Source organism: Nocardia anocheti, from assembly GCF_029675105.1.
In the GTDB taxonomy this organism is placed as follows: domain Bacteria; phylum Actinomycetota; class Actinomycetes; order Mycobacteriales; family Mycobacteriaceae; genus Nocardia.
The window spans coordinates 693,990-714,642 of sequence record NZ_JAQQFV010000003.1 but is presented as its reverse complement, the minus strand read 5'-3'; the positions used below and the strand labels follow the sequence as shown (position 1 = coordinate 714,642).

Genomic DNA, 20,653 nt, shown 5'->3' with positions numbered 1-20,653 from the left:
TGGCACGAAGGCGGAACCGGCTGTGACGAACGACAACGACGCGACCAGACGACCCGTCCGCGACATCGCGGACATCTACGAACTGTCCCCGATCCAGCAGGGCCTGCTCTACGAGCAACTCGCCCAGCCCGGACTCGGCATCTACATCGAACAACTGCGGCTGGAGTTCACCGGAACGATCCACCCCGGCCACTTCGAGCGGGCCTGGCAGCTGGTCGTGGACCGGCATCCCCTGCTGCGCAGCTCTTTCCACTGGCGCCGCGACGGCACCGTGCTGCAGGTCGTCCACGGTGCCGTCGACCTGCCGACCGAGGTCCTGGACTGGCGGGACCTCGACGAGGCGACCCAGCGGACCCGCCTGGCGACCCAGCTCGACGAGGAACGCGCGGTCGGCTTCGATCTCGCGGCGGCGCCGCTGATGCGCAATACGCTGATCCGGCGCGTGGACGAGCGCTGGACCTTCTCCTGGCGCTTCTCCCACCTGCTCATGGACGGTTGGTCGTTCACCCTCGCCATCGAGGACTTCCTCACCCACTACCGGCAGCTGTGCCGGGGCGAACAGCCGGATCCGTTGCCCGGCAGGCCCTATCGCGACTACCTCGGCTGGTGGCGCGAGCGCGACACCGGCCCGGATCGGGAGTTCTGGCAGGCCGAGCTGGCCGGGTATCAGCCGGTCGAGCACCTGTATCTGGGCGGGCTGGGGGAGGAGGCGGGGGCGCGGACCCACGGCTACTTCGAACGCGTCCTCGGTGAGCTGGCACCGCGGCTGTCCACGGTGGCACGCGCCGAACAACTCACCCTCGCGACCCTCGCCCAGGGCGCCTGGTTCCTGGTGCTCGGACGATTCCTCGGGCGCGCCGACCTCGCCTGCGGCATCACCATGGCGCACCGGCCACCGGACCTGCACGGGTCCACCGAGATCCTCGGGCCGATGATCGCCACCGTCCCGGTGCGCCGCACCCTCGAACCGACGATGCTGGTGCGGTCCTGGTTGCGCGATTTCGGTCGACACGTCCAGGAGGCGAGCACCCACACCGCGGTGGCACTCCCCGATCTGCAGGGCCTCGTCGGCACCGCCGCCGCGCTGCCCCTGTTGCAGAGCAGCGTCTCCTACGAGAACGTGCCGATGCCCGATTTCGACCTGTCCGAGCTCGGGGCCGAGATGGTCGAGCTGAGCTATGACGGCAGGCCCCACTTCCCGATCACCATGGTCATCATGCCCGGCGAACAGATGCCGCTGCGGGTGCTCTACGACCGCCGCAGCGTCGGTGACGACATCGCCGCGCGCTTCGCCGACGAGGTCGTGTCGGTCCTGGAACAGATCGTCACCCGCCCGGCGGCGACACTGGACGAGCTGACCTTCGACGGCATCCCCGCCCACGCCGCCACGACCTTCGCCGAGCCGGACACCGAATGCCTGCACGAGACGCTGCGTCGCCACGCCCGCACCGATCCGGACGCGATCGCCGTGGTCTGCGGCGAGCACACGCTCACCTACGGCGCGCTGGTCGAACGGTCCGGCCGAGTCGCGGCCGCCCTGCGCGACCGTTGTCCCGGCGCGACTCGGATCGGACTGTGCCTGCCGCGCTCGACCGACCTCGTCGCGGCCATGATCGGGGTGCTCGAGGTCGGCGCGGCCTACGTGCCACTGGACCCGAACCATCCGCCCGCCCGACTGGCCGACACCCTGGCCGACTGCGGCGCCGAGGCGGTCATCGTCGACGACGACACCGCCTCCGCGCTCGTACCCGACGGTGACACCCCGCTGCTCACCCGCACCGAGATCGCCCGCTACCAGGCCGATCCCGCCGCGCCGCGCGCCGCCGATCCCGAGGCGCCCGCCTACCTGCTCTACACCTCCGGCTCCACCGGCAGACCCAAAGGCGTACCGATCAGCCACCGCCACGTCCAGTGCCTGCTGGCCGCGGGGCGTCAGGTGTTCGGCTTCGCCGCCGAGGACGTGTGGACCTGCGCGCACTCGGTCGCCTTCGACTACTCGGTGTGGGAGATCTGGGGCGCGCTCGGCAACGGCGGCAGGCTGATCGTGGTGACGAGCGCGACCACCCGCGACCCGCGCGCCCTCGCCCGCACCGTCGCCGAACAGGGCGTGACGGTACTCAGCGCGACACCTGCCCTGTTCGAGCACGTGGCGCCGGAACTGACGCTCGACGGTGCGCTGCGCAAGGTGTTCCTCGGCGGCGATCGGCTCGACCCGGCGCTGGTGCGCCCCCGCTTCGCCGAGTTCCACCGCCGGGGCATCGAGCTCTACAACCTCTACGGGGTCACCGAAGCCACCGTGGTGTCGACCTACCACCTGATCCGCGAGCACGATCTGCGCACCGACGCGCCGATTCCGATCGGCCGCGCGCTGCCCGACCAGCGGGTGGTCCTGCTCGGCGAGAACGACCGGCCGGTTCCGGCGGGCGCGACGGGTCAGCTGTGTGTGGCGGGCCCGGCGGTCGCCGGTGGGTACCACGCGCGCGGCGAACTCACCGCGCGGCGGTTCGGCCTCGACCCGGACGGTCAGCCGCTGTACCGCACCGGCGATCTGGCCACCTGTTCGGTCGACGGCGAGATCCGCTTCCTCGGCCGGGCCGACTCCCAGGTCAAACTGCGCGGATTCCGGGTGGAACTCGGCGAGATCGAAGCCGTCCTGCGGTCGGCGCCGGGCGTGCGCTCGGCGGCGATCATCGCGCCCGGTGGCCCCCGCGCCGACCGGTTGCTCGGCTACGCGGTACCCGAGCGACCGTTTCCGACCACCGAACCCCGCCTCGCCGAACACCTCGCGGGTTTCCTGCGCGACCGGCTGCCCGAGCACATGGTGCCCGCCGCCGTGTACTGGATCGACCGGATTCCCACCACGGTCGGCGGCAAGGTGGACCTGTCGGCGTTCCCGGTCGCCGACGCGGTCACGGTCGGTGAGTTCACCGCCGCGCGTACCGAATCCGAACACCTGGTGGCCCGATTGCTGGCCGAGGTGCTCGACCTGCCCAGGGTCGGCGCGGGCGACATCGTGCGCGAACTGGGCCTGCACTCACTGGCCGCCATGCGGCTGGTCGGCCGATTGCGCGGCGAATACGCGCTCGAACCGGACCTGAGCGAACTCATGGCCGCCAGTACGGTGGCGGATCTGGCCCGCGTGGTGGACGCCGCGCGCCCGATCCTCGTGCGGGAGAACCGATGACGACATCGCCGGTCCACCCGTCCGAACAGCGCGACAGCACCGCCGACGACCGGTGGCGCGAACACGTGCGACACTTCGCCGACACCGAGATCGCCCCGCTCTCCACCGAGATGGACAAGACCGCCACGCTGGACCCGGGACTGCGCGACCGCCTCTTCGCCGAAGGGCTGATGGCGGTGGAGATCCCGCGCGCCTACGGCGGTCGCGGCGCGAGCCTGCGGCAGGTCCTGATCGGCATCGAGGAGGTGGCTCGCGTCGACCCCGGCGTCGCGGTCGGTGTCGACGTGCACAATATCCTCGTGGCGGGCACGATCCTGCGGCACGGCACGGGAGACCAACGTAGACAGTATCTTCCGCTGCTCGCCTCGGGCCGGATCGGCGCCTTCGCGCTGTCGGAGGAACAGGCGGGCAGCGACGCGTTCGCCCTGACCACCGTGGCCCGGCGGGTCGGCGCGGACTACGTGCTCACCGGCCGTAAACGCTGGACCAGCAATGCCCGCAACGCCGATCTCGTGCTCACCTTCGCCCACGTCGAGGGCAGCGGCCCGACAGCGTTCCTGGTGCCCACCGACGCCGAGGGCGTCACCGTCGACGACCGGGTCGAACAACTCGGCGTGCGCGCGGCCGCCACCTCCGACGTCGTCTTCGACGCGACGCCGGTCGGCGCGGCGCGGCGCATCGGCCCGGTCGGTGGCGGCCAGGTCGTCGCGATGGCCGCGCTGGACCTGGGGCGCCTGGGCATCGCGGCCCAGATGATCGGGCTGGCCCGTGGCGCGCTGGACACGGCGATCGACTACAGCCGTGCCCGTGAGCAATTCGGCACCCGCATCGCCGACTACCAGGGGGTGCAGTTCCCGCTGGCCGAGGTCGCGGCGCAGCTGGCCGCGGCGCGGGCGCTGCTGAACGAGTCGGTCGAGCTGTTCGAGCGCGACTCCGATCAGATCGACCGATTGCGTGCGGCCGCCATGACCAAGTACCTCGCCGCCGAGGTCGCGGAACGGGCGGCCTCGGTGGCGGTGGAAACCCTCGGCGGCAACGGATTCACCGACGCCTATCCGGTGGCTCGGTTCTACCGGGATGCCAAGGCGGGCAAGATCTATGAGGGCACCGCCAATCTGCTGCTGCGCAATATCGCCGCGATCCTGCTCGGCGGGACCGGCCGATGAGCGCCCGGATCCGGCTGCTGTGTTTTCCCTACGCCGGTGGCAACGCCCAGAGTTTCGTGCGATGGCGGCGGCCGCTGGGGGACGAGATCGAGGTGCGGCCCATGCAGCTGCCGGGTCACGGCGAGCGGATGGGGGAGCCCGCGCTGCACACCTGGGACGGTCTGCTGGCCGACATCCGGCACCGGGTGCGCGATCTGCTCGACCGGCCGATCGCGCTGTTCGGACACAGCCTCGGCGCCCTGCTCGCATTCGAATGCGCGCGGATGCTCACGACCGAGTTCGCTGTGCCGCCGGTGCGTCTGGTGGTCTCGGGCCATCGCGCACCGCATCTGCCGCTGCGCGAGGCCGCGCTGCGCGGGCTGCCCGACGCGGAGTTCCTCGACCGGCTCAGCGAACGCTCGCGAACCCTGCGCGCGCTCACCGACCCGGCCTTCCGCGCGCTGCTGCTGCCCGCGCTGCGCGCCGATTTCACCGTGTCGGAAACCTACGAGTTCACCGCGGCGCCACCGCTGACGACGCCGATCACCGCCCTGTCCGGCGCGCGGGACACCGACGCGCTCCCCTGGGAGCTCGCGGCCTGGCGCGAGCACACCACCGGCCCCTTCGACTCGGTGAGCTTCCCCGGCGACCACTTCTTCGTCGACGACGACTGGGAAGCCGTGGCCACCACGGTCGCCGACCGACTGTCCACGCGCGCCGAGGGCAGGCCCGGCTAGGGCGGGCGCCCACGGCACCCGCCCCCGGCGCCTACCCGCCCCGGACGGCGACGGGCTCCGCCGTGGACCCGTCGCGCCGCATCGTGACCTGCGCGAACAGCAGGGCCGCGGCTACCACGAGGGTCGCCACTCCCGCGACGGCGCAGGCGATCCGGAACCCGTCGACGAAGCCACCCGCGTAGCCGCTCGCGGCCGGATCGGGACCCGCGTGGTGCGCGATGAGCAGGCCGAGCACCGCGATACCCATGGTGGTGCCGCTCTGGCGCGTGGTGAGAATGCAGCCGGAGGCCAGCCCGGATCGCGCGCGCGGCAACGACATGATGCCCGCGATCTGGGTCGGCGCGATCGAACTGCCCATGCCGAGTCCGAGCACGATCGTGAGCACCACGAAGACCACCACCGGGGTGCCGGTGTCGAGCAGGGTCAGCCCGAGCAGACCCACCCCGGAGACGGTGTAGCCGACGATCATCACGCGCAGCGGACCACGGGACCCGCTGAGCCGCCCGGCGAACGGCGCGGTCAGGTTGATCGCGGCGGCCAGCGGCAACAGGATCACACCGGTCGACAGCGGCGAGAACCCCTGGGCGTCCTGGAGATACAGCGCGAGCAGCACGAACACGGCGCTGGTGCCGAAGCCGAGCACGAACGAGGCCAGGTTGGCCCGGCCGAAGCCGGGCGCGCGGAACACGCTCAGCGGCAGCATCGGTCGCGCGACGCGGCTCTCCACGAGCAGGAAGCCACCCGCCGCGGCGAGCGCCGCCACCAGGGGAACGAGCGTCGCTGCCGACCCCCAGCCGTGCATGCTGCTGGTGATCAGCGCATAGGTGAGTCCGGCCAGGGTGATCAGTCCGAGCAGCTGACCCGCGCCGTCGAGGGCGGCGTGCTCGGGATCGGAGCTCTCCGGCACCGTCCGCACGACCAGCCACAGGGCCAGCACACCCACGACGACATTGACCGCGAAGATCGCCCGCCAGTCCAGCGCGGTGACCAGCACACCGCCGAGCAGTGGCCCGAGGGAGATGCCGGAACCGCCGATGGCGCCGTTGAGCCCGAGCATGCGGGCCCGCGCGGCCGGGTCCGGATAGAGCTGGGTGATCAGCGACAGCGATCCGGTGATCAGCAGCGCGGCCGCGACCCCGAGGACCGCCTGCGCGCCGATGAGCACCCCGAGCGTCGGCGCCGCGGCACTCGCGGCCGAGGCGAGGATGAACAGCACCAGTCCGAGCAGGTAGAGGCGTTTGCGGCCGAACCGGTCACCGAGATTGCCCGCGCTGAGCACGAAGGCCGACAGCATCAGGTTGTAGGAGTCCAGGACCCACTGTCGGCCGGTCGTGGAGGCGTGCAGGTCCTCGCCGATCGTCGGCAGGGCGATCGGCACGATGCCGAGATTGAGCAGAACGAGAAACGCGCCGAGGGTCAAACCGAGGAAAGCCGCCGCGAGATCCGGCGAGCGCGGGACGGTCGGGTGGTCGGGGGAAGGCGAAGACACAGCTCACAGCTCCTGGGTAGTAACTGAATGAGATTCATTCATCGTAGTACGGGACCGAATCCGCTTCCAGCCCTGGCGATGTCACACCACGCGGTGTTCTTCCACACGCGTGTCTCGGTCCCGTGGCACCGCCGCGGGCGTGAAGGCGAGCAGCAGACCGCCGGTCACGGGATGAGTGAGGTGGGTGCACTCGACGCCGAAGACGGTGCGGACCAGGTCGGGGGTGAGGACCTCGGCGGGTGCGCCCTGCGCCACGATGCGGCCGTGCCGCAGGACGTAGAGCCGATCGCAGTAGGTGGCGGCGAGATTGAGATCGTGCAGCACGCACAGCGTCGCGCGGCCGAGCCCGCGCACGAGTTCGAGCAGTTCGAGCGCGGCGTGGATGTCGAGGTGGTTGGTCGGTTCGTCGAGCAGTAGCAGCGGGCTCTCCTGGGCGAGCGCGCGCGCCACCAGAACGCGCTGGCGCTCACCGCCGGACAGTGTGGAGAACCGCCGTTCGCGGTAGTCGCCGAGCCGCACGCGCGTGAGCGCGGCGGCGATGATCGACTCGTCGCGGGCGCCGGGGGAGGCGAAGGTCCCCAACCAGGGGCCCCGGCCCATGGCCACGATCTCCTCGACGGTGAAATCGAAGTCGGGTGCGCTGTGCTGGGCGACGAGCGCCGCGCGCCGGGCGATCTGCCGTTGCCCGAGCGCGCGGACCTCCTCGCCGTCGAGAGCCACCGTGCCCGCCACCGGGTCCAGCGCGCGGTAGACGGTGCGCAGCAGGGAGGTCTTTCCGCTGCCGTTGGGGCCGATCAGCCCGACCCGCTCCCCGTCCGCGACGGACAGATGACAGTCTTCGGCGATCGAGGTGGTGCCGATGCGGATGCTCACCCCGGCCAGCGACAGCTTCATGACATGGTCTCCGAACGACGCAGCAGCCACAGGAACACCGGTGCGCCCAGGACCGCGGTGATGATGCCGATCGGCAGCTCCTCGGGCCGCACCGCCACCCGGCACAGCAGGTCCACGACCACCAGATAGATCGCGCCGACGAGCACGGCGATCGGCAGCAGCCGCCGATGATCCGGCCCGACGACCAGCCGCGCCACATGCGGCACGATCAGCCCGACGAAGCCGATCCCGCCGGACACCGCGACGAGCACCCCGGTCAGCAGCGAGGCCACGACCAGCAGCCCGTTGCGCGCCCGGTGCACCGCGACGCCGAGCGACAGCGCCGCGTCGTCACCGGCGGCCAGCGCGTTCAGGGTCCGCGCCTGGGTCAGCAGGCAGGCACAGGTCACCAGCACGACGGTGGCCGGGAGCGCCAGCGTCGACCACGACGACTGGGAGAGCGAGCCGAGCAGCCAGAACAGCACCGACTGCGCCGCGTCGTCGTTGCTGCTGCGGAAGATCACGAAACTGGTGACACCACTGAACAGATACGACAGCGTCACCCCGGCCAGGACCAGTCGCCCGGGGACCAGCCGACCGCCCCGATGCGAGATCGCGAGCACCGCGACGGTCGCCGCCAGCGCCCCGGCGAAGGCGGCGCCCGAGGTCGACAATCCCGCCACCGCCGCCGATCCGAGCGTGATCGCCACCGAGGCCAGCAGTCCGGCGCCCGCCGAGACCCCCAGCACGTACGGGTCGGCGAGGGGATTGCGCACCGTCGCCTGCAGGGTCACCCCGACCGCGGCGAGCCCGCCACCGACGACCGCGGCCAGCAGCACCCGCGGCAACCGCAGATGCCACACGATCCGGTCGCTGACCACGCTCGCCGAGGACTCCGTCCCCGCGAGATGCTCGCCGATCACCGAGACCACCGTGCCGAGCGGAACACCGACCGACCCGATCGACACCGCCACGCAGATCGTCACGAGCAGCACCGCGATCAGGACGGGGACGGCGATCCGCAGCGGAATGCCGCGCATCCGCTCACCGAATGTGCGCCGAGCGGCCGGGGCGGGCGCGGCCGGGTGAATCATGTTCTTCGACAACGGGATTCCCACTACCGCCCGGCGAAGGCGTTCGGGTACAGGAAGCGCGCGATCTCGTCGACGCCGTCGACCACGCGGATGCTGCCGCGCGCACCGGTGCGGGCCGCGTCGATCGCCAGCACCCGGCCGTTGCGGACCGCGTCGGTGGTGGGGAAGGTGCTGGTCAGGAAGTCGATGGCGGTCTTGCGGCCGCTCTCGGAGGCGGTGTAGTCGTCCACGATGATGACCTGCGGATTGCGGGCGATCACCTGTTCGGCGCTGATCGGCGCGTACTGGCCGGGCAGCTCGGCGAAGAGGTTGTTGCCGCCCGCGCGCTCGAGGACGTCGCCGGACATGCCGCCGGTCGTCACATAGAGCTGGCCGCCCACCTGGGACACCTCGACCACGTCGACGCGCGCCGGGGTGCCGGTGCGGGCGCGGATGTCGTCGAGCCGGGCGCGCAGCTGTCCGGCCAGGGTCGCGGCCTGCTCCTCGATGCCGAAGATCGTGCCGAACCGGTCGATGTCGGCGAACAGCGAATCGACGCCGGTGGTGTCGGCGGTGAGGCCCTGCGCGCAGCCGCCGTCGGCGACATAGGTCGCGATGCCGAGCTGACGCAGCTCGTCGATGCTCGGGCTGCCCTGGTTACCCGACACCTTGGCCACCTGGTCGGCGACCAGCAGATCCGGCTGCGCGGCGACCAACGCCTCGGCGCTGGGATTGCGGGTGCCCAGGCTCGGCAGCGCCGCCAGCCGCTCGCTCAGTTCCGGGGTGGGGGAGGACTCGCCCCTGGTCTTGGCCACGATCTTGTCCCCGACGCCGAGCGCGAACAGGGTGTCGGCCAGGCCGTCATTGAGGATCGCCACGCGCTGCGGCGTGCGCTCCATGGTCACGCTCTGGCCGCAGGTTCCGAAGCTGATCGGCGCCGGACCGGCCTCGGCGCGATCGTCGGCACCGGTGTCGCCGCCGCACCCCGCTGCCACGAGCGCGACAGCCGCCACGAGGGCGCCGAGCATCGCGCCGGACGGCTTGGCCGGGTGGGATCGGGCGCTACACCCGGTGGAACGGAACTGGAACAGTGAGTGGAGCATTGCGCGATGGTCCTTCCCCTGGGAGGCCCTGCGCAGTTTATGAATGAGCCTCAGTCGCGGGCTTAGGTTAGCCTAACGGCTGGGGTTGGACAAGGGATTCGGTGGCGAGGGGGATCAGCGATCGGAGCGCAGATACCGATGGGCGAGCGCGATGATCTCGGCGATGAGCTCGTCGGCCAGCGTCGAGATGTCCTCGGCTTCGTGGTGCAGCAGCGCGTGGGTGGCGCCGTACCAGGCGCCGTAGATCAGGTTGGCGGCCATGGCCGGATCGGGGGCTCCGGCGGGCGGGTCGGGGCGCTCGGCGATGAGCTGGCGGAACGCCTCGATGTGGGCGTTCTCCGGCGGGACCTGCACCGTCGTCTTGGCGTTGATCGGGGTGTGGTCGTAGAGCACGTCGTGCAGTTCGGCGTGGTCGACGTAGGCGCGCACGGCGTCGGTGAGCCAGGCGTCCACGCGGCCGATCCAGTCGTCCTCGGGCAGTTGCCGCACCGCTGCCTGCTGGCGGGCGACCAGTCGGTCGATGAAGCGCGCGCGCAGGGCGACCATCAGGTCGTTCTTGGAATTGAAGTGCACGTACAGGGTGCCGATGGCGACGTCGGCCCGCTCGGTGATCTCGTCGAGGCGGGCCGCGGCGATGCCGCGTTCGACGAAAACCTGCTCGGCGGCGTCGAGCAGATCCGCGCGGCGCTCCTGCGCGGGCTTGGTGCGCGGCCTGCCCGGCGTGGAACGGCGCTGGCTCATTTCGGGGACTTTACACGGCGTCTCGGGCGTAGGCTGCCAGTGAGTGAGACTCCTTCGGTGAGTGAACTTATGCTAACCTAACTAAACTATGCGAGGGGGTTGTATGACTCACGACCTGGTCGGGTGCGCCCGCCCCGCCCCTCGCGTAGTCAGCCGAATTCTGTTGCGGCAGCCAGCCGATCCGTGCCGGACAGGCATCCTTGTCGAATTCTCGACGCTGGCTGATTTTCCCTCGATACCGCTGTCCGCACGGACAGCTACGACAAGGAATTCCTAGCTATGACCACTGGTGACTGGCATACCCGCACGACCACTACTGCTCGAGCTCTGGACGAGCTGCTGGATCAGATACAGCAACTCGGCGCCTACGCGGAGCGGATCCGGACATCGATGATCGCCCTGGAAGCCAGGGAGCGCCGCCACTCCGCACCCGAGCGGCCCGTCGGGTCGCCCCGCCCACCGGCCGACACCGCCTCCACCACACCCTCCGCGTCACCGACGGCGCATCAGCACAACGCCATTCGGTTGACTCCCCGGCAGCGTCAGGTCCTCGATCTGTTGGTCCAGGGCTGTACCAACCGCAGGATCGGCAGGGTCCTCGACATCACCGAACAGACCGTCAAGGCCCACCTGTACGTGCTGTACCAGAAGCTCGGCGCCGCGGATCGCACCGAGGCCGTGCTGATCGCGCTGCGATCGGGGATGGCGCGGCTCCCCGAGAACGGCACCGAAGCCGCGCGCTGAACGCCGCACCGGTGGCCGCGCGGCGGCGGTCGGGCGTTACGGTGGGACTTCGGTGCGACGACGGGGTGTCAGTGATGCGGTTCGGGTTCATTTCGCACGTCGTGGGTGACCGGGACTCCGCGACGGTCTTGCGCGAGGCGGTGGAGGCGGCCGTCTTCGCCGAGGAGTGCGGATTCGCGTCGTTCTGGGTGGCGCAGCATCATTTCGGCGCGCAGCGGGCGCACTGTCCGTCGCCGTTGGTCCTGCTGGCGGCGGTGGCCGGGCGGACCAGTCGGATCAGGTTGGGGACGGCGGTCATGATCGGGTCACTCGAGGACCCGATCCGGTTGGCCGAGGACGCGGCGATGGTGGACGCGCTCAGCGGCGGCAGGCTCGAACTCGGGCTCGGCGCCGGGGCGGACGCCGCGACCGCGGAACGCTTCGGACACAGCCATGCCGACCGACACGAGCGTTTTCGCGACACGCTGCACGCCCTGATCGAATTGTTCGGCCCCGCAAGCGATCTGGTGCCCGCCGCGCCCGGTCTGCGGGACCGGCTCTGGCTCGGGACCGCCTCCGCGGCCGGATTCGACCTGGCCGCCGCGCTGGATCTCGGTGTACTCACCGGACGCAGTTCCTCGCCGCGGGGGCCGCGCGATGAGATCGCCGCCGAGCGGGTCGCGAAATACCGTGCCGCGCAACGGATCGCGGGACGTCCCGCGCGGGTCGGGGTCTCGCGCTCGGTGCTGTGCGCGGACTCGGCCGCGACCGCGTTCGAGCACATGCGCCCCGGCATCGAGCGGTGGGTGGCGACCTCGATCGCGGCGGGGCGGTTCCCGGCGGAGTTCACCGCCCGCGACTACATCGACACCGGACACGGCTATCTCGGCACCGCCGCCGAGGTGGCCACCGCCATCCGCCGCGACGCGGTGGTCCCCGACGCGACCGATTTCCTGTGCAATGTGCAGCCCGCGGCACCGTCGCCGGAGGCGGTGCGAACCAGCATGCGGCTGTTCGCCGACACCGTCATCGCGCGGTGGACAGATCCGGTATCGCCTCGATCCTGACGACGGTGTCGGCGAGGTCGTCCAGGACGCGCTCGGAGTGCGAGACGAGCACGATGGCCAGGCCGTCGTCGGCGAGTTCGCGCAGGATCGTCATGACGCGGTCCGCCGACTCCGTGTCCAGGGCCGCGGTCGGTTCGTCGGCCAGCAGCACGCGGATGTCGCCGACGAGGGCCCGTGCGATCGCCACCCGCTGGGCCTGACCGCCGGACAGCTCGCCGGGCAGACGTCGAGGATCGATGTCGGCCAGGCCGACCCGCTCGAGGGCGGTGCGCGTGATCGCCATGGACTCGGCGGTGGCGAGCCGGGTGCGCAGGCGTGGCCGCAGCGGTTCGGTGACCCCGCGATGGAGCGGGCGGCGTGGATCGAGACTGCCCACGGCGTTCTGGAACACCATGCCGACCTCGCCCGCCGGTGGTGGCCCGTCCTTGCCGTCCCAGACGAGCCGACCCGAGCCGGGCGTCTCGATTCCGGCGAGCAGTCGCAGCAGGGTGCTCTTGCCCGCCCCGGACGGTCCGGCCAGGCCGACGATCTCGCCGGGGCGCACCGTGAGGTCGACCGGGGCCACGCCGCCGCCGCCCGGATAGCGCTTCGTCAGCGCGCTGGCCGTGAGGATCGGCGCGCCCGGGGGCACGGGTCGGCGGGACGGAACCTCACGGACCTCGACGGGCGGATCGAGGGTGGATTCGGTGACGGTGCCGTTGTCGACCACGTACACCCGGTCGGCGTATTTGCGCACCAGGCGCAGGTCGTGGCTGACGATCAGCAGCGCGGTCTCTCCGCCGGTGAGGGCGGTCAGGACACGGTGGGCGTTGGCGTCGTCCAGCGCCGAAGTCGGTTCGTCGGCCAGGACCAGGGCGGGGTCGAGGGCCCGCGCGGTCGTCACCGAGCCGCGCTGCAGCATCCCACCCGACCAGGTGAACGGCCGTCGACGGACGCGGCGGGCCGGATCGGGGATGTCCACGGCGGCGAGATCGTCGACGACGCGACCCTCGGGAACGCGGCGGCGGGCGATGCGCCAGGGCTGGGCGATATTGGTGCCCACCGACATGATCGGGTCCATCGCGGCGAACGGGTCCTGGCCGACGAACCCCAGCACGGTGCCGCGCAGCGCGCGGAAATCGCTGCGCGACACCGCGACCCCGTCGATGAGCACGGTGCCCTCGACGCGGGCGCTCTCGGCGAGGGTACCGAGCAGGGCGCGCAGAATGGTGGTCTTGCCGCAGCCGCTGGGCCCGACCACGGCCACCGTCTCCCCGCGTCGCACGGTGAGCGAGACATCGCGCAGCACCGGGTCGGCTCCGCCGTAGGCGACGGTCAGGCCGCGCAGTTCGGCGATCACACTCATCGAGGTCCCCTGTCGTCGCGCAGGCCCTCGGCGATCAGGTTCGCCGCGGCCGCCATGGCCAGAATCGCCACCGCGGGCGCGATCAGCAGCCACGGCGCGGCGCCGAGGAAGCGGCGCGCGTCCCCGAGCATCGCGCCCAGTTCGGCCTCGGGCATCTGCACCCCGAGACCCAGGAACGACAACCCGGCCAGCGCGACCACGATGCCGCCCAGTCGCAGGGTCGCCACGATCAGGAACGGCCCGAGGACCGCGGGCAGCAGATGCCGGACCCCGATCGCGGGCCTGCTCACCCCGGCGACCCCGGCCGCCACCACATACGGCCGGGACCGCGCCTCGAGGGTGAGCGCCCGCGCGACGCGGGCGTCGGCGGCCCAGCTCGCGATCACCAGCGCGAGCAGCAGTTCGAGATAGCCGGGGCCGAGCAGACCGACCACGGCCAGCGCGAGCACCAGGCTCGGAATCGCCAGCACCACATCGATCACCCGCGACACCGCCCGGTCGATCCGGCCGCCGTAGAGCCCGGCGCCGAGGCCGACCAGCAGGCTGATCGACGCCGACCCGGCCAGCACGACAAACGCCGACAGCAGCGACAACCGCAGACCGTGCATCAGCCGGGCGAACTGGTCGCGCCCGTAATGGTCGGTGCCCAGCCAGAATTCGGCGTTCGGCGCGACCAGCTTCGCCCCGTAGTGTGGTTCGTTCGGCGGGTACTGCGCCAGCAGCGGACCCACCGCCGCCAGCAGGAGCAACAGCCCGAGCACGACGGTGCCCGCGAGCACCGACGGGGGCAGATGACGGCGGGTCACGCGGCGACCTCGATTCTGCGGTCGATGACCGCCGACAGCAGGTCGGCGACCAGGCTGCTGAGCACATAGCTCGCCGTGGCGAACACGGTGAACGCCTGGATGACCGGCAGATCACGCGTCTTCACCGACTCCACCACGTACGCGCCGAGCCCGGGCCAGGTGAACACCGTCTCGACCACGGTCGCCCCGCCGAGCAGCACCGCGGTGCCGACCGCCAGCGCATGCAGCGACGGCACCGCACTGTTGGGCAGGCCGTGGCGCCACAGGAGCCGCCACCGCGACGCGCCCCTGGCCCGCAGCACCGCCGCGGTCGGCGATTCCAGGAAGGCCAGCAGATTCGCGCGCAGCAACCGCGACCAGGAATCCGACAGGCCCACCGCCAGGCAGATCGCCGGGAGCCACACCTGTGCCCAGGTGCCGTCGAGCGCGGCCTTGCCGACGCCGAACCCGACGACGAACACCTGGATGAGCAACAGCGCCACCACGAAACTCGGCACCGAGGTGAACACCAGCGCCAGCCAGCGGGTGCCGTGATCGGGCCACCGCCGCGGCGAGCGGGCCGCGATCACGCCGAGCGCGATCGAGAGCACCAGCGCCAGGACCAGCGCCGCCGAGGCCAGGATCAGGGTCGCGGGCAGCCGTTCGGCGAATTCCCCGGCCACCGGTCGTCCGGAGACGAACGACAACCCGAGATCGCCGCGCAGTACCCCCCACAGCCAGTGCGCGTACTGCTCCGGCGCCGAACGGTCCAGGTGCAGGGTCTGTTCGAGGTCGCCGATCTGTTCCGGCGTCGGCTCGGGGACACCCTGCGCGACCAGGATCATCCGCGCCGGGTCGCCCGGCGCCAGCGGGAGCAGGGCCCAGATGAGCACGCTGGCGCCGAGCAGGGTCAGCACGGCCTCGACGACCCGGCGCCGGGCCAGGACGAGTAGACGCACCTCGGTCGTTATTCGCCGGTGGCGCTGGTGAGGTGCCTGCGGACGTTCGACACCCGGTAGTCGGCCCATTCGGGGCCGGTCACCACGGTGAAGTACTTGAACGTTCCGGCCACCACGTAGGCCTGCTCGCGCACCAGGATCTCCTGGGCGCGCGCCAGCAGCGCGTCGCGGCGCGCGGTGTCGAACTCGCCGCGCAGCTGCGCGCCGATCGCGTCGATCTCCGGGTTCGTCACGCCCTGGGCATTGGACGAGCCGCCGGTGGTCCAGCGCACCAGGTAGGGCTGGATCGGGTCGGCGGTGCCCGACAGCGAACCGCTCAGCGCCACCGACGATTCCCACGCGCCCGGGTCCTTCTTGACGGCGGCGGAGTCCTCGGCGTTGTTGATCTGCAGGTCGAACCCGGCCTGGGCGACCTGGTCCTTCATCGCGATCGCGACATCGTTGGTCTCGGGCCCCTGGGCCTGGGTCACGAACCGCACCACCAGTTTCCGGCCGTCCTTGGTCCGGATGCCGTCGCCGCCGGGCACCCAGCCCGCCGCGTCGAGCAGCCGCTTCGCCTCGGCCAGGTCGTGGACCTGGTTGTCCACGGCGAACGACATCGACGGCGGGTACAGGCCGGTGGCGGGGGCGAACTGTCCGTTGCCGACGTCCTCGGCGATGCCCGCGTAGTCGATCGCCGCGGTGAACGCCTTGCGGACGGCGGTGTCGGTGAAGATGCCCGCCTTCAGGTTCATCTCCACCAGCAGCGACTGCAGGGCCTGCTCGGAGGACAGCACGTGCATGTCGCTGTCGCCGCGCAGTTCCAGCTTCGCCGAGGTGGACGGGTAGAACGCCATATCGGCCTCGCCGCTGCGCACCCCGGCCAGTCGGGCCTGCTCGTCGGGCACGACACGGACCGTCACGCCCTTCAGCGGCGGTGTGCCCTCCCAGTGCGCGGCGTAGGGGGCCAGCACGAGATTGTCCGGGCTCCACGTGGTGATCGCGTAGGGGCCCGAGTACGCACCGGCGCCGACGATCTTCGCCGAGTCACCGTTGGCGGCTTCGATCGCGGCGACGTCGTAGATCTGCAGCGAGTTGTCGCGCGCGGCGAGGGCGGCGGGCACCATCGCGTTCGGGGTGGGGGTGGTGATGACGACCCTGGCGCCGTCGGCGGTCACCTTCGTCGCCGGGTCCAGATAGACCCTGGCCGCCGAGGATTTGGCGATCTGCCTGGTGAGGGCGGCGGCGACGGCGGCGGCGTCGACCGGCTTGCCGTTCTGGAAGGTGACACCGTCGCGCAGGGTCACGATCCAGCGGGTGTCGCCGTCGCGCACGACCGATTCCGCCAGCCAGGGCGCGATCTCACCGGACTCGGTGACCTGCAGCAGATTCTCCGCCACACCCCAGTCGAACAGCCAGTTCGTGCCGGTGCCCGCCGGGTCGAGCCCGGCGATCTTGTAGGAGTTGTAGATCGTCAGCGTGCCGTCACCGGCTTCGCGCAGCGCTCGCGCCGCGGCGGCACCACCCTCGGTGGCCTCGCCCGCGCATCCGGTGACGACCATGCTGGCCGCGAGCAGCGCGGCCAGCGCCCCGGTGGCCAGGGAACGGCGCCGCCGGGTCGGGGCATGGTCGGACAGCCGCAGCGCATCGTGCCTGCGGCGAGTGAGCACTCGCATTTCTCATCCTCGTGAAGCTGGGTCCTGAAGCGGTGCAGGTATCCTGGCTCCCGGATCAACGCTCGCCTTCGGCCTTCCAACCCAGGAAGGTCGTGGCCATGGATGAAGGTCTGCTCCTCGGTCACAGTTGCGGGACAGCCCCGGATTCACACCGGTGTTCCCTGCGCCAGTGAACCTAGCCGATGGGACGAATGTCCGGTTGCGCGAGGTCGTCACCACAGGGCGGGAACCGGCTCCGTGGAATCGCTGCCGGTTCGAGTGATCAGGCCGACCTGTGCGGGGGCGACCAGCACCGCCCGCGCCTCCCGCCCGATGAGGCGGGAGTCGCCGACAGTGCTGTCAAGCAGGGGGCGTGGCGGTTTTCCACCAGGTGACGATGCGGTCGACGACGGGTTGTGGGGTGCGGACCCAGTCGATGTGGCCGTTGCTCGCGCCGGGTGGGACATCCTCGGTGCGGTAGTCCCAGCGGGTCGCCGTGCCGGGCGCGAACAGTCTGCGGGCGAAGTCGTCGACGCCGGATTCCGGGGCCATGGAGTCGTTCTCGAGGGCGACCACCAGGGCGGGGACGTCGATGGCGCGTTCCGTCGGGAAGGGTGGTCGGCCGGTGAGCGCCATGCGGGCCCACTCGCGCATCATGGTGCGGGCGCCGGGGGCGCCGAACGCGGGTGGCGGCAGGTAGCCGAACGCCGTGGTCAGGGCGGGGATCATGGCGGCCATGGCGGCCACGTGCAGGCCGAAACCGGCGAAGTGTCGGTGGTGGGGGAGGCAGCCGCCGATCGTGACGAGCCCGTCCACGCCGGGCTGGTTGATCGCCTGCCCGGCGGCGAGCTGTGCGCCGAGGCTGTGGCCGAGCACGATCACCGGCCGGGCGGGATGGCGGCGGCGGATCCGGGTGACCGCGTCGGTGATGGTGTCGATCTCGTCCCCGTAGGACCAGTCGTGTCCGCGCGCCGCGCGGGGCTGTCCCCGCTCGAATCCGCGGCGCGGCAGGACGTGCGCGTCCCAGCCGTGCGTGTCGAACGCGCGGACCACCGGGGTGTAGAAGCGGGAGCCGATCGCCATCGCGGGTGCGATCAGGGCGATGGGGGCATCGCTGTCCGGGTCCATCGCCGCGCCGATGTCGTCGTTGTCGGTGCTGGTCACTCTGTTGCTCCTCGGATGTGCGCGCTCTTGACCGCGCGCTTCGCGACCCCTAATGTAAGCGCCGAGTACATCAGGGGGTGCGAGCGGGCCCCTGAGGAGTCCGCGGTCGTGCCGGTTCCGACCTCGACGGCTACTCGTCGACGGTGGCGGCCGGGCGCAGGTCGAGGATCGAGTTGATCGTCGCGCGCACCCGTTCGGTGAGGTCTCCGGGTGCGCCGACCTCGAACTTCCCGTGTAGGTACAGGAAGGCCAGGCCGTGCACGAGCGCCCACATGGCGGTGGCCAGCGCCTCCTCGTCGGAGTCCGGAAAGGCTTGCCGCACAATCGATCGCACGTAGTCGTGGATGGCGGTGGTGGCCGCGACGCGCTCGGGGCTGGTGGGGTCGCAGGGCTCGGAGAACATGGCGCGGAACAGTCCGGGACGCTTCAGGGCGAACTGGACGTAGGCGACGGCGATCTCGGTGAAGTCGTCGGCGGTCGTCGGCGTGGGATTCGCGGCGACGAGATCGGCGCCCAACTCCCGGTACCCCACGGCCGCCACCGCGGCCAGCAGGGCGTCGCGGTCGGCGAAATGCCGATACGGCGCGGCGGTCGACACACCGGCGCGGCGCGCGGCCGCCCGCAGCGACAGTTCGGTGGCGCCGTTCTCTTCGAGCAGCTCGACTGCTGCGCGGACGAGCGCGGCCGGGAGGTCGCCGTGATGATACGGCGCGTTCTGCGGTGCCATGGAGTCAATTTAACAACCGCGTACCGACAGCGATCCGCCTGTCGAGCGGTTCCGGCACCGCAGAACGCCGAATCGATACCGGGGTATCAGCTCAGTGCGGTTTTCAGCGCGTCGATGGCCAGGGTGCGGGCGACGTTGGCGGCGCGGGTGTCGCGCAGGCTGTCCAGGAGTAGGAAGTCGTGGACCATCCCGGCGACGCGGACGGAGGTGACGTCGACTCCGGCCTCGCGCAGTTTGTTGGCGTACTGTTCGCCCTCGTCGCGTAGGACGTCGGCTTCGTCGGTGATGACCAGGGTGGTCGGCAGGCCCTTCAGGTCCTCGAGGGGTGCTTGCAGGGGGGAGGCGTATTTCTCGGCGCGTTGGGCGGGGTCGGTGGTGTAGGCGTCCCAGAACCATTGCATGCCGTCGCGGGTGAGGTAGTAGCCCTCGGCGAACTGGAGGTAGGAGGGGGTGTCGAAGTCGGCGTTGGTGACCGGATAGAGCAGGACTTGGGCTTTGAGGTCGATGCCGCCGCGGTCTTTGTTCATGAGGGCGAAGACCGCGGACATGCAGCCGCCGACGGATTCGCCGGTGACGGCGATGCGGGTGGTGTCGAGTCCGTGTTCGGCGCCGTGTCGCAGGACCCACTGGCCGACGGCGTAGTTCTGTTCGACCTGGGTGGGGTAGCCCTTTTCGGGGGCGCGGTCGTAGACGGGGAAGACTCCGGCCGCGTCCGCGCCGACGGCGAGTTCGCGGAAGAGGCGGTCGTGGGTGTTCTCGTCGCCGAAGACCCATCCGGCGCCGTGGATGTAGAACACGACCGGTAGTGGGCCGGTGGTGCCTTTGGGGCGGATGATGCGGGTGCGGACGGTGCCCCATTCTCCCGCGTCGACCTCGACCCATTCCTCGTCGACGTCGGGGCGGGGGACTCCTTCGCCGCTTTGGAGGTCGGCCAGGATCTTGCGGCCCTGTTCGGGTGGGACCTCGTAGATGCGGGGGTGTGGGTCGGTGGCTTCGGCCAGTTCCTTGGCGGCCGGTTCGAGGTAGGGGGTGATCGGGGGCGGCAGCGCGGTCATTCGATTCTCCCTGGGTGAAGGTCCGGCCGCGGACCGCCCGCGACGCCGGGCGAAAAGTCAACGGCAGCAGCTACTTTCGGCAGGTGGAACACCGGAACCCACCTTCCGGCGGTGGGTGATTTGCTCGACTGTTGCCACTATTCCCTCTGGGGAGCGGGGGTGTCAAGGATCATTGTGATCGGTGTCCACATTGCCTCGGTCATTGATGTTATTGTCGTATACATCAGCCGTGACATCCCGGTGGTGATCTGCGAGCTGCTCGAGGAATAGCCGTGCCGACGGAGACGCCCGGTGGGGGCTTCGTGCAGAATGGGACGGTGGGTGTTGGACCGAGGACGGAGTTCGGGGTGCTGGTCGCAGTGAGATCGATGGGTGTCGCGACCCCTGTCCGCGGTTGAGTCGATGTCCGATCACGATCCCGGCCGATACGACGCGGTGCAGCGGCTGCGCCGGAAGTGGGAACAGGCCAAGGCCGAGGACGGCGAGTCCAATGTCGTCCGGCTGCCCAAGCGACCGCGGCGCGGCGGGGACGATATCGGTGACGCCCGGCAGCGGCCCTGGGGGGCAGGAGCCGTCGACGATCCGGCGCCGACCCGTCCGGTGACCCGCGCGGAGCTGGAGCGGGAATCGGGCGCGTGGCTGGCCGCCGCCGTACCGCCGCCCGCCCCGGACGGCGAACACGAGAACACCGTCATCGACTTCGAGGCGTCGCGACGCAAACGCGCGGATTCCGCGACCGGGTCCGTGCGGCCGAGGGTGCGGCCGCGCAGAATCGACACCGGCGAGAAGCGTCGGGGCGGCGACCCCGATCCGACGCCCGGCGGACCCGGCCGATAGTCCGCCTCGCCT

At 71.0% G+C, this 20,653-nt stretch carries 18 protein-coding genes and 1 riboswitch; of the genes, 6 read left to right on the top strand and 12 right to left on the bottom strand.

Annotated elements, in window-relative coordinates; genetic code table 11:
* The first annotated feature begins 22 nt into the window (after positions 1–22).
* From QC180_RS10895 to QC180_RS10885, 3 genes are read left to right on the top strand one after another with little or no spacing between them, the layout of a single operon-like run.
* Entirely contained in the window at positions 23–3,184 is a 3,162-nt protein-coding gene (locus QC180_RS10895; RefSeq protein WP_278262534.1) for a non-ribosomal peptide synthetase, read from the top strand.
* On the top strand, positions 3,181–4,350 hold the full coding sequence (locus tag QC180_RS10890) for an acyl-CoA dehydrogenase family protein (RefSeq protein ID WP_278262533.1): 1,170 nt from the start codon (positions 3,181–3,183) through the stop codon (positions 4,348–4,350). The genes QC180_RS10895 and QC180_RS10890 overlap by 4 nt, the downstream gene beginning before the upstream one ends.
* Positions 4,347–5,066, top strand: coding sequence for a thioesterase II family protein (locus QC180_RS10885; protein ID WP_278262532.1), 720 nt, complete (start codon positions 4,347–4,349; stop codon positions 5,064–5,066). The genes QC180_RS10890 and QC180_RS10885 overlap by 4 nt, the downstream gene beginning before the upstream one ends.
* Before the next feature lie 31 nt (positions 5,067–5,097).
* Here the strand turns inward: QC180_RS10885 and QC180_RS10880 are convergent, their stop codons facing one another.
* The 5 genes from QC180_RS10880 to QC180_RS10860 form a co-directional block, all read right to left on the bottom strand.
* Positions 5,098–6,555 carry an MFS transporter gene (locus tag QC180_RS10880; protein ID WP_278262531.1) on the bottom strand — a complete coding sequence of 486 codons (1,458 nt, stop codon included), beginning with the start codon at positions 6,553–6,555 and terminating at the stop codon, positions 5,098–5,100.
* Between the two features lie 81 nt (positions 6,556–6,636).
* Positions 6,637–7,449, bottom strand: a complete 813-nt coding sequence (locus tag QC180_RS10875; RefSeq protein ID WP_278262530.1) for an ABC transporter ATP-binding protein — start codon at positions 7,447–7,449, stop codon at positions 6,637–6,639.
* Positions 7,446–8,534, bottom strand: a complete 1,089-nt coding sequence (locus QC180_RS10870) for a FecCD family ABC transporter permease (protein WP_278262529.1) — start codon at positions 8,532–8,534, stop codon at positions 7,446–7,448. The genes QC180_RS10875 and QC180_RS10870 overlap by 4 nt, the downstream gene beginning before the upstream one ends.
* Before the next feature lie 11 nt (positions 8,535–8,545).
* The gene (locus tag QC180_RS10865) at positions 8,546–9,604 is read right to left on the bottom strand and encodes an ABC transporter substrate-binding protein (protein ID WP_278262528.1); all 1,059 of its coding nucleotides are present in this window, start codon (positions 9,602–9,604) and stop codon (positions 8,546–8,548) included.
* 114 nt (positions 9,605–9,718) lie between these two features.
* Positions 9,719–10,345: a TetR/AcrR family transcriptional regulator gene (locus tag QC180_RS10860; protein ID WP_278262527.1), complete on the bottom strand. Its 627-nt coding sequence runs from the start codon at positions 10,343–10,345 to the stop codon at positions 9,719–9,721.
* 279 nt (positions 10,346–10,624) lie between these two features.
* Between QC180_RS10860 and QC180_RS10855 the strand changes: the two genes are divergently transcribed.
* A complete protein-coding gene (locus tag QC180_RS10855; RefSeq protein WP_278262526.1) occupies positions 10,625–11,089 on the top strand; it encodes a LuxR C-terminal-related transcriptional regulator in 465 nt (154 codons plus the stop codon).
* A gap of 74 nt (positions 11,090–11,163) precedes the next feature.
* Positions 11,164–12,135: an LLM class flavin-dependent oxidoreductase gene (locus QC180_RS10850; protein WP_278262525.1), complete on the top strand. Its 972-nt coding sequence runs from the start codon at positions 11,164–11,166 to the stop codon at positions 12,133–12,135.
* Here QC180_RS10850 and QC180_RS10845 read toward each other — a convergent pair.
* From QC180_RS10845 to QC180_RS10815, 7 genes are all read right to left on the bottom strand, one after another.
* Positions 12,095–13,480 carry an ABC transporter ATP-binding protein gene (locus QC180_RS10845; protein WP_278262524.1) on the bottom strand — a complete coding sequence of 462 codons (1,386 nt, stop codon included), beginning with the start codon at positions 13,478–13,480 and terminating at the stop codon, positions 12,095–12,097. The two genes, QC180_RS10850 and QC180_RS10845, sit on opposite strands and share 41 nt — an antisense overlap.
* Positions 13,477–14,286 carry an ABC transporter permease gene (locus QC180_RS10840; RefSeq protein WP_278262523.1) on the bottom strand — a complete coding sequence of 270 codons (810 nt, stop codon included), beginning with the start codon at positions 14,284–14,286 and terminating at the stop codon, positions 13,477–13,479. The genes QC180_RS10845 and QC180_RS10840 overlap by 4 nt, the downstream gene beginning before the upstream one ends.
* Positions 14,283–15,224: an ABC transporter permease gene (locus QC180_RS10835; protein ID WP_278262522.1), complete on the bottom strand. Its 942-nt coding sequence runs from the start codon at positions 15,222–15,224 to the stop codon at positions 14,283–14,285. Before QC180_RS10835 ends, QC180_RS10840 begins: the two co-directional genes overlap by 4 nt.
* 8 nt (positions 15,225–15,232) lie before the next feature.
* On the bottom strand, positions 15,233–16,879 hold the full coding sequence (locus tag QC180_RS10830; protein WP_278262521.1) for an ABC transporter substrate-binding protein: 1,647 nt from the start codon (positions 16,877–16,879) through the stop codon (positions 15,233–15,235).
* A 16-nt stretch (positions 16,880–16,895) separates the two neighbouring features.
* Positions 16,896–17,073, bottom strand: a riboswitch (cobalamin riboswitch).
* A 145-nt stretch (positions 17,074–17,218) separates the two neighbouring features.
* Complete coding sequence (locus QC180_RS10825; protein WP_278262520.1) at positions 17,219–18,022, bottom strand: alpha/beta fold hydrolase; 804 nt, start codon at positions 18,020–18,022, stop codon at positions 17,219–17,221.
* A 130-nt stretch (positions 18,023–18,152) separates the two neighbouring features.
* Positions 18,153–18,749 carry a TetR/AcrR family transcriptional regulator gene (locus QC180_RS10820; protein WP_278262519.1) on the bottom strand — a complete coding sequence of 199 codons (597 nt, stop codon included), beginning with the start codon at positions 18,747–18,749 and terminating at the stop codon, positions 18,153–18,155.
* Positions 18,750–18,835: 86 nt separating this feature from the next.
* Positions 18,836–19,804: an alpha/beta hydrolase gene (locus QC180_RS10815; protein WP_278262518.1), complete on the bottom strand. Its 969-nt coding sequence runs from the start codon at positions 19,802–19,804 to the stop codon at positions 18,836–18,838.
* A 402-nt stretch (positions 19,805–20,206) separates the two neighbouring features.
* Between QC180_RS10815 and QC180_RS10810 the strand changes: the two genes are divergently transcribed.
* On the top strand, positions 20,207–20,641 hold the full coding sequence (locus tag QC180_RS10810) for a hypothetical protein (protein ID WP_278262517.1): 435 nt from the start codon (positions 20,207–20,209) through the stop codon (positions 20,639–20,641).
* Positions 20,642–20,653: the final 12 nt, after the last annotated feature.